The following is a 12,489-nucleotide window of genomic DNA, read 5'->3' as shown; positions in this document are numbered from 1 at the left end:
CCTGACCGCTCCTACCGCCTTCGACGGGTGAATGCGGCGGCACGCTGGACATGCAGCCGTCCGGTTGTCTAACCTGACAGGCAGCCGGGTGGCTGCGTGTGCGAGGTGAGCAGGGTGGACGACGTGTTCCGGGCGCTGGCCGACGCGAGTCGGCGCCGACTCCTCGACGACCTCAACCGGCGCAACGGGCAGAGCCTGCGCGAACTGTGCGCCGGGCTCGACATGACCCGGCAGTCGGTCAGCAAGCACCTGGCGGTGTTGGCGGCGGCCAACCTGGTGACCACCGTGCGACGCGGCCGGGAGAAGCTGCACTACCTCAACCCCGTCCCGATCAACGCCGTCGCCGAACGATGGATCGACCGCTACGACCGCGAGCGGGTGCGCGCACTCGCCGACCTACGGACAGCTCTGGAGCGGGAGCCGATGGACAGTCCCACCTTCGTCTACACCACCTACGTCAACACCACCCCCGAGAAGCTCTGGACCGCGCTGACCGAGCCGGCGTTCACCCGCCGCTACTGGGGCGGCGTCGCGCTGCGCTCCGACTGGCGGGTCGGCTCCCCCGTGCTGTGGCAGGACGAGCCGGGCGGCGAGTTCCGCGACCTCGGCCAGCGCGTCCTGGTCGCCGAGCCGTTCCGCCGGCTCTCCTACAGCTGGCACGGCTTCCAGCCCGAGCACGCCGCGCACTTCGGCTGGTCCGACGAGGAGCTGGCGGCCCGACTCGGCGAGCGGAGGTCCCGGGTCACCTTCGACATCGCCCCGTACGGCGGGTTCGTCAAGTTGACCGTCACCCACGAGGACTTCTCCCCGGGCAGCGAGATGTACCGGGCGGTCAGCGGCCAGCTCGACGGCAGCGGCGGCTGGCCGGAGCTGCTGGCCAGCCTCAAGTCGCTGCTGGAGACCGGGGAGCCGCTGCCCGAGCCGCGCCCCGAGAACGCCACCGCGCAGGGCTGACACCCACCCCTGCCCCGAGCAAACCGGTCAGGACCGGGCCGACGCGGCGGGCCGGACGCGTACGGCCCGCCGCGGGGCACGGTTCCCGAGACGGGCCGAGACGGTCCAGCCGCGACAGCACGGCCCCCGGCGACATCGGCACGGCCAACCCTCGCGGGTGGGCCGTGCCGGCATTTCCGCTGCTCCCTCCGCCTCCCGGGTGGACACGTGACGGCAACGAAGATTTCTCATTTTCACCGGATGGGGACCCCAACCCTCCTAGGGTTGGTCACACCGGTGCTAGTCACGGAGTTGGCCACCCGAACGACGTCCCACGCAGTCAGCGGACGAAAAGTGAGGGAAGACGCGTATGAAGGCAAAGACAGTTCTCGTATCGGCGGCGCTCGGCGTGGGTCTCGGCACGCTCCTGCTCCCCGGCGCGGCGCTGGCCGACACCGTCGTGTCACCGGCCACCACGCCGGTCGGCGGGACGGTCGTGCTCACCGCGACGACCTGCAACCCGAAGTCCGGCGACGCGATCTTCCGCGTCACCGGCCCCGACCGCGACCAGAACGTCCGGTCCACCACGGCGGCGGCCGGCGGCGGGCTGAGCGCAGAACTCTTCACCGCCGGCTTCACCCTGGGCACCTACACGGTGGCCGCCACCTGCGGCGACGGCAGCGCGGCCGGCAGCGCCACGTTCACCGTCACCCCGATCGGCGGGGCCCAGGCCGGCGGGCGCGGCGGCACGGACGGGACCGGCACGCTGGCGGCCGGCGGGGCCCTGCTCGGCTCCGCCGCGGGCGGCGCCCTGATCCTGGCCCGCCGCCGACGCCACATGGCGGCGGCCACGCTCTGACCGACGGCCCCCGCGCCGTCCATCCTGGAGAACCCGTCCATCCCTGCAACGGGTGCCCGCACCGGTCACGCACCGGAGCGGGCACCCGGGCGAACGCGTACGGAGGTGGGATCGTGTCCTGGCGCAGGCCCGGCTGGGCGGTCACGGTCATCGTCCTGCTCGCCACGACGGGGCTCGGCCTGATCGCCGCCGGGGTGGCGACGATCCCGCCCCGCCCGCCCCGGCCGGAGGCCGCCGACGCCCCCACCCGGGCCCGCTCCGCGCCTGCGGTGCCGCCGCTGCACCGGGCCGAGCCGGTGGACGTGCGGATCCCGGCCATCGACGTACGGGCGCGGATCGTCCCGGTGGGCGCCGACGCCGAGGGACGCCTGGAGGTGCCGCCGCTGGACCGGCCCGCCCTGGCCGGCTGGTACCGCCACGGCGTCAGCCCCGGCGAGAGCGGCAACGCCGTGATCGTCGGGCACGTCGACTCCGCCGCCGGCCCGGCCGTCTTCTTCGACCTCGGCCGGCTGCGGGCCGGCGACACCGTACGGGTCACCCGCGCCGACGCCAGCGTCGCCACGTTCGCCGTCGACGGCGTCGGGTCGTACCCGAAGGACCGCTTCCCCACCGACCTGGTCTACGGGCCCAGCGACGCCACCGGCCTGCGGCTGATCACCTGCGGCGGCCGGTTCGACCGGGACACCGGCAGCTACGTCGACAACGTCGTCGTGTTCGCCACCCGGGTGCCGTGACCCCGGAACCACCCGAGGCGAGTACGGTGTCCGCGCGGTTGCCGGCGCGGCGGAGGGCGGACGGGTGGTTCGGCGGGTGGGACAACGGGTGAGACTGTCTGCCGTGGTCGACCGGCTGCTCGGCCGACGGGTACCCGGGCAGCGCGAGCCCGAGCCCCGACGCGCCAATCCCGACGCCGTGGTCGACTGTGCGGTCTACGTGGACGGGCGGCGCGAGCCCGGCCGCCCGCACTACGCCGACGCGTACGCCCGCAGCCGTCGCGCCCGGGACGGTTTCGTCTGGCTGGGCCTGCACGAGCCGGATCCGACGGTGATGGCGGCGGTCGGGCGCACGTTCGGGCTCGACGACCTGACCGTCGAGCAGGCCCTCGCCGACGGCCACCGCCCCACGGTGCGCCGCGACGGCGACGTGACCCTGCTGGTGCTGCGCACCGCCGGTTACGTCGAGCACGCCGAGCTGACCGACACCTCCGAGGTGATCGACACCGGCGACGTGATGGTGCTGCTCGGCGACCGTTTCGCCATCACCGTGCGGCACGGCGCCGCGGGCGCGCTCACCTGCGTCCGTGCCGACGTCGAGCAGCGCCAAGCGGTGCTCGCGCAGGGCCCGTGGGCCGTCGCGTACGCCGTCTGCGACCGGATGGTCGACCTCTACCTGGAAGTCGCCGGGCACGTCGAGCGGGACCTGGAACGCATCGAGGAAGCCGTGTTCGCCCGCGACCGCTCGGCCGACATCCAGCACATCTACCAGCTCAAGCGCGAGGTGGTCGAGTTCAAGCGGGCGGTGCAGCCCCTACAGGCGCCGCTGCGCTCGCTGCTCGACCAGCGCCCCGACAACCCACCGCGTGGCCTGCACCGGTGGTTCGTCGACGTGGACGCCCGGCTGACCCGGGCGGTGGAACGGGTCGCCGCGTACGACGACCTGCTCAACTCGATCCTGCAGTCCCGGTTGGCGCAGCTCGCGGTGGACCAGAACAACGACATGCGCAAGATCGCGGCGTGGGCCGCCATCGCCGCCACCCAGACCGGCATCGCCGGGATCTACGGCATGAACTTCGCCGTCATGCCGGAGCTGCAATGGCGCTACGGCTACCCCGCCGCGCTCGGCCTGATGGCGCTGGCCGCGTTCACCCTGCACCGCCTCTTCCGCCGCTCGGGCTGGCTCTGAGCGCGGTCACTCCATCGTCGACGGCTCCGGGATGGCGGGTGCGGGGGCGGTGCGCGGCATCGGGACCTCGGTGGCCCGGACCGCCGGGGCCGAGGCCAGCATCCGGTCGAAGACGTTGCGCAACAGCGTCGACATCGCCGGGTCGTCGGCCAGGGCGCCGACGAACGAGACCGAGGACGCGCTGAAGACCAGCGCGCCGCCGGGCCGCTCCAGGAAGACCATCGTCGCGCCGCCGCCCCCCGGATTCTCGCCCCGGGCGATGACCTGCGCCGAGGACGCCTCGCCGGCCAGCCCGCGCAGCCCGTCGGTCTCCCAGCCGCTGGCGGCGCCGTTGTAGCCCGTGCGGCCGAACCTGCTGCCGGCCACCAGGCCGGTGCCGGCCAGCAGCGGATGCTCGCGCAGCACCTGGTACGGGGCGTACGTGCCGGCGTCGGTGTAGTTGGTGCCGAGCAACTGCGAGGCGGGCAGGCCCAGCTCCGTGTAGATGTCCCGCCTGCCGTCGGAGCGACGGTAGGTCACCACCGTACGGGCGGAGTCGACCTGCACCCGCTCGTACATGCCGTTGCCGCCCGGGTAGATCAGCCGGCCGCCGCCGGCCTGGAAGTTGACCAGGCGCTGGCGCATCGTGTCGGACCAGTACTCGGGGTGGCTGCCCAGCACGAGCACCCGGTAGCTGGTCAGCCAGCCGTTGGAGCCGTGCAGGTCGGCGTCCTCGTAGACGTCGAAGGCGAGCCCCTGGCGGGACATCCAGCGGGTCAGCAGGAGGTCCGAGAAGAGGGTGTGGTCCCGGATGCCGGGGTCGTCGACGTTCAGCTCCGTCGACGGCCGGCGTACGGACAGGGGTCGCCGGCCGGTCCAGTCCGGGCAGTACTGGTTGTGCCCGCCCCAGCTGTTGTAGGCGTTGTAGGTGAAGGTCGGCAGCAACACCGCGATCGGGTTGGTGGGGCGGGTCGGCCGCACGAGGAAGGGCACGTACCGGCGCAGTCCGTCGGAGCCTTCCAGGCGGGCGGCGTAGAGGCCGGGCTGCCAGTCGGCGGGGACCGGGAACCGCAACCGGTCCGACCAGCCGCAACCGACCCGGAGGAACCCCACGGGCAGCGGCTGCACGCCACCGGTCACGGGCAGCGGCGGCGAGACGACCACGGGGTCGCCGGGGCTGGGTGCCAACCGGACGATCGACGCGGTGAGCGACGGGAACCCGGTCGACACCGCGATCCGGGCCACCTGGCCCTGCGCCACGCTCGGCGTGTTGGCGTAGCCCTGGAGGCCGGCCTGGGTCTGCACCGTCCAGCCGGAGCCGACCCTCTTCCCGGTGCCGCTGTTCATCCAGGCGGCCCGCCGGTCGGGGCCGGCGGTGGTGTGGTTCGTCAACCGGTACTGCGTGAGCACGCCCGTCTGCCGGACGCTGGCCGCGTTCGGCGGGATCGCGTACAGCGACCCCTGGCCGGTGAACCACACCCCGTCGTTGAGGAAGAAGTTGCGGAACCCGGAGCCGATCCGCAGGCCCGAGCCCGCCGCCCAGGTGCCGCCGCCGAGGTGCCGGTGCCAGCGGATGTCGCCGTAGTGGTAGGCGTAGAGGACACCGGAGGTGTCGGCCTGCAACACGGCGCCGACGAAGCCGCCGCCGATCCGCGCCCCCTGGACGGTCCACGCCTTGCCGACCAGGTCGTACTGGTGCAGGAACAGCTCGCCCTCGGCGTTCTGCCCGTAGAACGCGCCGTGGAACCCGCACAGTCGGGGGTAGCGCTCGAATCCGGCGCCGATCCGCCCGCCGCTGATCCAGGTGCCGGCGCCGGTCGTCGAGTTGGTCAGCCGGTAGCGGTAGTAGTGCATGGTGCCGTCGCCGCGTACGGCGTAGAGCGAGCCGTCGAGGCCGCCGAAGACCGCCCGGAACTGGTGCCAGCCGGAGCCGATCCGGCGGCCCGACCCGCTCGCCCACCGGAACGCGCCGGTCTGCCAGCCCGTGTGCCGGTACCAGTACAGCGCGCCGTCGGCCTGGATCGCGAAGATGACGCCGTACCCGCCGCCCACCAGGCGGACGAACCGTTGCTGCGGGTCGTACCGGGGCACGGCGGCCGACGCGTCGGGTGGGCCCGCCAGCAGCAGCGGGGGCACGGCGGCTGCGATGACGGCGCCGTCGCGCAGCAGTCGTCGGCGCGGCATGCCGTGCGGGTGCGGCGTGTTCCCCATGGCCATCCTCTTCGGCGAGGCGGATGTGCTGGGCAACCTACGCAGGCGCGGGCGTCGACGTGGCCCCGTGGGGCGTCCCCGGCGGAGAAATCGGATGATCCGCGTGTACGTGCGGCCGGCCGGCCCGCCCCGCCCCACCGATCTAGCGATTGACATTCACGAATGCACTGCGCTCCGGGGTGCGCGCCGGCCGGGCCGGCGGGTCAGTCCGTACCGGGCGGCGCCTCGCCGACCGCGAGGGCGCGCAGCGGTACGGGCTTGACCGGCGCCTGCGCGGTGAACGCCCCGACCTCCTCCGGCCCGCGGCCGGTGAGCGTGCAGATGAGCTGACACAGGCCCGGCTGGCAGGACCGGCCCTGGCACAGGCCCATCCCGGCCCGGGTCACCAGCTTCACCGCGTTCGCGGTGCCCAGGTGCGGGTTGGCCCGCAGCGCGCGGCGCACGTCGCCGGCGCGTACCTCCTCGCAGCGGCAGAGCACGGTGTCGTCGGTGACGAGACCGCCCAGGGCCGCCCGGTCCGGCGCGAACCGGTCGAGCACCTGGGTGACGAAGCGGCGCCGGCGGCGCAGCTCCCGGCGCACCGGGCGGGCCAGCGCGGCGGCCCGACGCTCGTCGAGCAGCCCCAGGTCGCGCAGCACGCCGAGGGCGGCCAGCCGGCCCTCGACCGCCGCCTGCTCGGCGCCAGCGACGCCGGTCAGCTCGCCGGCCACCGCGATCCGCGGCACCGAGGTACGCAGCCACTCGTCGTGCCGGACCACCCAGCCGCCCCCGGGCGGGTCCCAGGCCACCGCGCAGCCGGCCTGCCGGGCCAGCTCGACGGAGGGGACGAAGCCGTAGCCCAGCGCCAGCACGTCGCAGGGCACGTCCCGGTCCGTGCCGGGTGCCGGCTGCCCGGCCGGGTCGACCTCGGCGAGGGTCACCCCGCTCAGGTCCGGGTCGCCGTGGGCGCGGCGCACGACCGTGCCGAACCGGACCGGCACCCCCGCCCGCCGCAGCACGCGCAGCGCGTCGACGCCCTCGGCGACCTTGCCGCCGGCACCCGCCAGCGCGGCCAACCCGGCCGGCCCGGGCAGCAGGTCGCGGCGGCGCTGGACCAGCGCGACCTCGACCACCCGGGCGCCGGCGCGCACCAGCTGGGCGGCCACCACCAGCAGCAGCGGGTGGCCGCCGGCCAGCACGAACCGCCCGCCCGGCAGCAGGCCCTGCGCCTTGACGAACGTCTGCACGCCGCCCGCGGTGAGCACCCCCGGCAGGGTCCAGCCGGGAAACGGCACCGGCAGGTCGTACGCGCCGGCGGTCAGCAGCACCGCCCGGGGCTCGAGCAGGCGCACCCCGGTCGGGCCGTGCGTGGCGACCCGGTGGCGGCCCGGCGCGGGCTGCTGGCCCGCGTACCCGTCGAGACCCGCCCGGGTGCCGAGGACGCCCCACACGGTGGTGTCGGCGAGCCACCGCACGCCGGGGGCGGCGGCGGCCTCGGCCAGCAGCGCCCGACCGGCGGCGGCCGGGGCCTTCGGCGGGGTGAACCCGGCCGGCGGTCGACGGTAGATCTGCCCGCCCGGCTGCTCCTGCTCGTCGACGACGGTGACAACGGCGCCGTGCCGGCCGAGGACGGCGGCGGCGGCGAGCCCGGCCGGGCCCGCGCCGACCACCACCACGTCGGGGGCGCTCACCGGGGCACCGCCGTGCGGACCCGCATGCCGTCGCGCACCCGGACCAGGCAGGAACGCTGGCAGGGCACGTCGTCCACGGTGACGACGCACTCGAAGCAGATTCCCATGTTGCAGTACGGCCCCCGGCGGGCGCCGCCACGCGTGGTGCCGACGGCCCGTCTGCCGGCGGCGAGCAGCGCGGTGGCCAGCGACTCGCCCGGGTGGGCGCACACGGGCCGCCCGTCGACCTCGATGGTGACCGGGGCGGGCCGGTCCATCGCGGTGCGCCGCGGCACCTGCGCGTGCGCCGGCTGCGGCGGGCGGTGTTCAGACAAAGTTCAGCGCTCCGAAGCGGGCGGGTGAGTAGTCCTCGATCGACCGGTCGGCCTCGCCGGAGACGACCATGGCGGCGAGCAGCCGCGCGTACGTGAGGCCGAGGGTGAAGGCCGAGCCGCCGGTGGCGACGTACAGCCCGGGCCGGCGCGGGACCGCGCCGAGCAGCGGCAGGTGGTCCGGGGTGAGCGTGGTCATGCCCGTCCACGTCCGGATCAGCGGCAGGTCGCACACCGCCGGGACCACCCGGGCGGCGTCGGCGTTGCCGACCAGCGACTCGTAGCGCAGCTCCGGGTTGGTCTCCAGGTCGACCCGTCCGGCCCGGCTGACCAGCTTGGCCGGCCACCCGCCGCCGATGAGCACGTTGCCGTCCTCGGTCTGCTTCATCGACAGCCGCCGGCCCACGTGTTGGATCAGGTGCGGCAGGAACGGCCGGCTGCGGGCGGTGGCGCTCATCGTCAGCCCGACGGGGAAGACCGGCAGCCGCACGTCGGCCATAGCGGCCAGCTCCGCGGTCCACACCCCGCCCGCGAGCACCACCGTGTCGGCGAGATGGGTCTCCCCGGCGGTGTCCCCCGGCCCGCTGCCGGTACGCAGCTCCCAGTGCCGGCCGCGCCGGTGCAGCCCGGTGACCCGGCAGCCGGTGCGCAGCACGGCGCCGTGCCGGCCGGCGGCCCGGGCCAGCGCCGGGGTGACCAGCCGGGGGTTGGCCTTGCCCTCGCCGGGCACGTGGCCGGCGGCGAGCACGGTGTCCGCCAGGTACGGCGCGAACCGGCGCAGCTCGGCACCGGAGAGGACCGCGACGTCGAGGCCGTACTCGCGCTCCAGGGCCGCCTTGCGGTCGAGTACGGCGATCTCCGCCGGGGTCTCGGCGAGCATCAGTCCGCCGGTGCGCGAGACCCCGCACCGCTCGCCGAGTACGTCCTCGATGCCGGCCCAGGCCCGCATGGCGTCGAGGTGCAGCGGGAGCGCGCGGGCCGCCGCGCGGGCCGCGTCGTCGCCGTGCTCGACCATCCGGAACTCCAGCTGGAAGTGCAGGCTGCCCGCGTTCTGCCCGGACGCGTGCCGGTTGACCTGGTCCTTCTCCACGAGCAGGACCCGGTTGCCGGCGCGGGCCAGGTGCCAGGCGGTCGCGCAGCCGAGCAGGCCGCCGCCGATGACGGCGGTGTCGTACGCAGTCATGGGAGCAGGTCGAGCTGGGTCATGGTGGCCCGGACGCGGTCCTGCTCGGCGGGGGTCAGCGGGAGCAGCGGCGCGCGGACGTGCCCGGCCGGCACGCCGCGCAGGGTGAGCGCGTACTTCATGATCGCCTGCGCGTTGCCGAACCGGGCGCCGTAGTCCGGCCCGAACCAGTCCTCCATGATCACCCGGTCGCGCGCGCCGAGGACCCGGGCCCGGTCGAGGTCGCCGGCGCGCAGGGCGCGGAAGAAGTCGGGGTGGTCGGCGCCGAGCACGGCGCCGGCCCCCATCAGTCCGTCGCCGCCGATGGTGGTCATCAGCTCGATGCCCACCTCGTTGGTGGGGATGCCGAAGTAGCGCACGCGGTGCCGCAGGGCGACCAGACCACGGACGAACCCGCCGAAGTCCGGGGTGGAGTTCTTGACCGCCACCACGGTGTCCAGCGCGCTCAGCTCCAGCAGCAGGTCGGCGTCCAGGTCGACGCCGGTGCCGCGGGGCCAGTTGTAGACGCAGAGCGGGATGTCGACCGCCTCGGAGACGGCCCGGTAGAAGGCCACCACCTCGGCCCGGGTGGGCACCACGTACGGCGGCGGGGTGAGCAGGATGCCGTGCAGGCCGGCGTCGCGGGCGGCCTCGGCGTGCCGGATGGCCTCCGCCGGGGTGTACGCGTTGCAGCCGCCGAGCACCGTGAGCCGGTCGCCGACCCGGTCGGCGGCCGCCCGGAACAGCGCGGCCCGTTCCTGTTCGCTGAGACTGAACCACTCGCCCGTGGTCCCGCCGACGATCAGCCCGTGCATCCGTTCGGCGGCGAGCCAGTCCAGTTGCCCGCGCCAGGCGGCGAGGTCCAGCTCGCCCGTGGCGGTGAACGGGGTGGTGACGGCCGGGAGGTAGCCGAACCAGTCGACGCTGTCACGGTCCACTGCGGGTCCTTTCGACGGGCGGCGTCGTACCGCCCACGTGCGCGACGCGGGCCGGACGACGTGCCGGGTGGGTCAGGGGGTCGGCGGGGTGACCGCGATGATGAGCCGGGCCCGCTGGTCGCTGGCGTTGCGGTAGAGGTGGGGCAGCCGGGAGTCGAAGGTGATCGCCTCGCCGGTCTTCAGCACGTACTTCTCGCCGCCGATCTCGGCCACCACCTCGCCGGTGACGGCGATGGCGCACTCGGTCGAGGGGTGCGCCCACGGCTCGGTGGAGCTGGCGTCGCCGGGCGCCAGCTCGGCTTCGAGCACCTCCAGGTCGCCCCGCCCCGGCGTGAGCCGGTCGTAGGCGATCTGCCCGGGGGGCGCGGCGAGCCGGGACCGCGAGCCGGGCCGGCTGATGTGCACCAGCGGGGCGTCCGGCTCGGAGAACAGCGCCGCTATGGAGGTGTCGAAGACCTTGGCGAGCTTACGCAGGGTGGCCAGGCTGGGGTCGGTGGCGCCGTTCTCGATCTGGCTGAGCAGGGCGGGCGACACGTCGGCCGCGGCCGCGAGCTGGCGCAGCGTGAGGGAGTGCTGCTGGCGCAGGTCGCGGAGCTGGTCACCGAGCATGCGTCTTTCCTCGTTCCAAAACAGTGTGGCTAGAAATGTTTGACGTGACTATACGCCGCTGTCTAGGGTGGTCAAACACAAGGTGAACGTGTTTGGCGCTACTAGACAAGCGGCGTCGAGGCACGAACCGGACACGAGTCCCGTCCGGGTACATCCAACCCCATGGCGGCACAACCGCGAAGACCCGCGAAAGCCGCTGCGGTTGGCACCAGCGGCCCGGCCGCGGCGTCCCGGCGTCGCCGGGCCCGAACAGCCCTCAGAACCCGTCCCGCCCGGGCCGGCCCATACGAAGGTAGGAACAGCATGTCGGTGTCCCCTCGCCGGCTCCGCGTCGGAGCGATCGCTCTGGCGGCGCTGGCCATAGCCTCCAGCACCGCGTGCAGCGCGGGCGGCAGCGGAGGAAGCGGTAACGGCGGTTCGGCCAAGACCCTCACCGTCAACACCTCGTTCGTCCTCAAGACCCTCGACCCCGGCCGGATCTACGAGGCGACCGGCCTGACCGCCGTGCACTCCCTCTACGACACCCTGCTGACCTTCGAGGGCTCGGACGTCAGCAAGCCGGTCCCGGCGCTGGCCGAGTCGTACGAGGCGTCGCCCGACGCCAAGACCTTCACCTTCAAGCTGCGCGAGGGCGTGAAGTTCTCCGACGGCACCGCGCTCACCGCCGACGACGTGGTCTTCTCCCTCAACCGGCTGAAGAACGTCAAGGCCAGCCCGGCGGTCATGGTCAGCGGCCTCACGTTCGCCAAGACCGACGAGCGGACCGTGGTGGTCACCTCGGCCACCGCCGACCCGAACATCCCCGTGGTGCTCGCGATGCCGTCGACCGGCGTGGTCAACTCCAAGGTCGCCAAGGAGCACGGCGCGACGGACGCCGCCGACGCCGCGAAGAGCGACACCGCGCAGCAGTACCTCGACACGAACTCGGTCGGCAGCGGCCCGTACGTGCTCAAGTCGTACGACCCGTCGGCGCAGGTGGTGCTGGAGGCCAACCCCAACTACTGGGGCACCAAGCCCGAGTTCAGCCGCGTCGTGCTGCGCAACATGGACGTGCAGACCCAGAAGCTGACCATGCAGCGGGCCGGCGGCTCCGAGATCGCGTTGGACATCTCCGGCAAGCTGCTGGAGGGGCTGCCGGGCAGCCTGAAGACCTCCGCGATGCAGGACACCGTCTACTTCCTCTTCCTCAACGCCGACCCGGCCGTCTCCCCGGTGACCTCGAACGCGAAGTTCAACCAGGCACTGCGCGCCGCCATCGACTACGAGGGCATCGCCGGGCTGTACGGCAAGGGCGCCGCCCCCGGCGCCGGGCTGGTGGCCCCCGCCTACCCGGGCGCGCTGCCCGAGGCCGAGCAGTCCAAGCGTGACGTGGCGAAGGCCAAGGCGTTGCTCACCGAGGCGGGGCTGAGCAACCCGACGGTGAAGTTCAACTACCCGGCCATCACCTACAAGGGGGTCGACCTGGGCACGGTCGCGACGAAGGTGCAGGGTGACGCCGCCGAGGCCGGCATCAAGCTGGAGCTGACCCCGCAGCCGCTGACCACCTTCCTCGACGAGATGCGTACGGGCAAGATGGCCCTCGGGTTCACCCCGCAGAGCCTGAACTACCCGGTCGCCGACTCGCTGATCAACAACATGTCCCCCGGCCAGGCCACCGCGCTGCGCTCGGGCTGGACGGTGGAGCGGGCCGACCCGGCCGTCGTGGCCGCCGGCAAGAAGGTCACCGAGACCCTCGACCTGGCCGCCCGGGCCGCCGCCATGCAGGAGTGGCAGCGGGCGATGAACGCCGCCAGCCCGTACGTGGTCCTGGCCAGCAACTCCTCCACCGTGGTGGCGAGCGGCGACCTGACCGGCACGGACTACACCGCCGCCGGCTGGCAGGTCGACCTGGCCGCGGTGGGCCGGGGGTAGTCAC

The 12,489-nt window shown here is 73.9% G+C and carries 11 protein-coding genes; 5 read left to right on the top strand and 6 right to left on the bottom strand.

Going from position 1 to position 12,489, the window contains the following annotated elements:
- Window positions 1-114: 114 nt before the first annotated feature.
- From GA0070610_RS12735 to GA0070610_RS12720, 4 genes are all read left to right on the top strand, one after another.
- Window positions 115-954, top strand: coding sequence for an ArsR/SmtB family transcription factor (locus GA0070610_RS12735; RefSeq protein ID WP_089000231.1), 840 nt, complete (start codon window positions 115-117; stop codon window positions 952-954).
- A 349-nt stretch (window positions 955-1,303) separates the two neighbouring features.
- Window positions 1,304-1,792 carry a hypothetical protein gene (locus GA0070610_RS12730; protein ID WP_089000230.1) on the top strand — a complete coding sequence of 163 codons (489 nt, stop codon included), beginning with the start codon at window positions 1,304-1,306 and terminating at the stop codon, window positions 1,790-1,792.
- Between the two features lie 113 nt (window positions 1,793-1,905).
- Window positions 1,906-2,526 (top strand): class F sortase, encoded by a 621-nt coding sequence (locus GA0070610_RS12725; RefSeq protein ID WP_231926100.1) that lies wholly within the window; start codon window positions 1,906-1,908, stop codon window positions 2,524-2,526.
- An 88-nt stretch (window positions 2,527-2,614) separates the two neighbouring features.
- Window positions 2,615-3,694: a magnesium and cobalt transport protein CorA gene (locus GA0070610_RS12720; RefSeq protein ID WP_374208865.1), complete on the top strand. Its 1,080-nt coding sequence runs from the start codon at window positions 2,615-2,617 to the stop codon at window positions 3,692-3,694.
- 6 nt (window positions 3,695-3,700) lie between these two features.
- On the opposite strand, the gene GA0070610_RS12715 is transcribed toward GA0070610_RS12720, so the two are convergent.
- The 6 genes from GA0070610_RS12715 to GA0070610_RS12690 form a co-directional block, all read right to left on the bottom strand.
- Complete coding sequence (locus tag GA0070610_RS12715) at window positions 3,701-5,884, bottom strand: N,N-dimethylformamidase beta subunit family domain-containing protein (RefSeq protein WP_157747137.1); 2,184 nt, start codon at window positions 5,882-5,884, stop codon at window positions 3,701-3,703.
- 203 nt (window positions 5,885-6,087) lie between these two features.
- Complete coding sequence (locus GA0070610_RS12710) at window positions 6,088-7,554, bottom strand: FAD/NAD(P)-dependent oxidoreductase (protein WP_089000227.1); 1,467 nt, start codon at window positions 7,552-7,554, stop codon at window positions 6,088-6,090.
- Complete coding sequence (locus tag GA0070610_RS31390) at window positions 7,551-7,868, bottom strand: (2Fe-2S)-binding protein (RefSeq protein ID WP_231926099.1); 318 nt, start codon at window positions 7,866-7,868, stop codon at window positions 7,551-7,553. The genes GA0070610_RS12710 and GA0070610_RS31390 overlap by 4 nt, the downstream gene beginning before the upstream one ends.
- Window positions 7,861-9,048 carry an NAD(P)/FAD-dependent oxidoreductase gene (locus GA0070610_RS12700; RefSeq protein ID WP_089000226.1) on the bottom strand — a complete coding sequence of 396 codons (1,188 nt, stop codon included), beginning with the start codon at window positions 9,046-9,048 and terminating at the stop codon, window positions 7,861-7,863. The genes GA0070610_RS31390 and GA0070610_RS12700 overlap by 8 nt, the downstream gene beginning before the upstream one ends.
- Window positions 9,045-9,965 (bottom strand): dihydrodipicolinate synthase family protein, encoded by a 921-nt coding sequence (locus GA0070610_RS12695; RefSeq protein ID WP_089000225.1) that lies wholly within the window; start codon window positions 9,963-9,965, stop codon window positions 9,045-9,047. The genes GA0070610_RS12700 and GA0070610_RS12695 overlap by 4 nt, the downstream gene beginning before the upstream one ends.
- A 72-nt stretch (window positions 9,966-10,037) precedes the next feature.
- Window positions 10,038-10,574: a helix-turn-helix domain-containing protein gene (locus GA0070610_RS12690; protein ID WP_089000224.1), complete on the bottom strand. Its 537-nt coding sequence runs from the start codon at window positions 10,572-10,574 to the stop codon at window positions 10,038-10,040.
- 303 nt (window positions 10,575-10,877) lie between these two features.
- On the opposite strand from GA0070610_RS12690, the gene GA0070610_RS12685 reads away from it, so the two are divergent.
- A complete protein-coding gene (locus GA0070610_RS12685; protein WP_089000223.1) occupies window positions 10,878-12,485 on the top strand; it encodes an ABC transporter substrate-binding protein in 1,608 nt (535 codons plus the stop codon).
- The last annotated feature ends 4 nt before the right edge of the window (window positions 12,486-12,489 follow it).

It is taken from the genome of Micromonospora echinofusca (genome assembly GCF_900091445.1).
In the GTDB taxonomy this organism is placed as follows: domain Bacteria; phylum Actinomycetota; class Actinomycetes; order Mycobacteriales; family Micromonosporaceae; genus Micromonospora; species Micromonospora echinofusca.
This window is presented reverse-complemented; position numbering and strand designations above follow the sequence as displayed.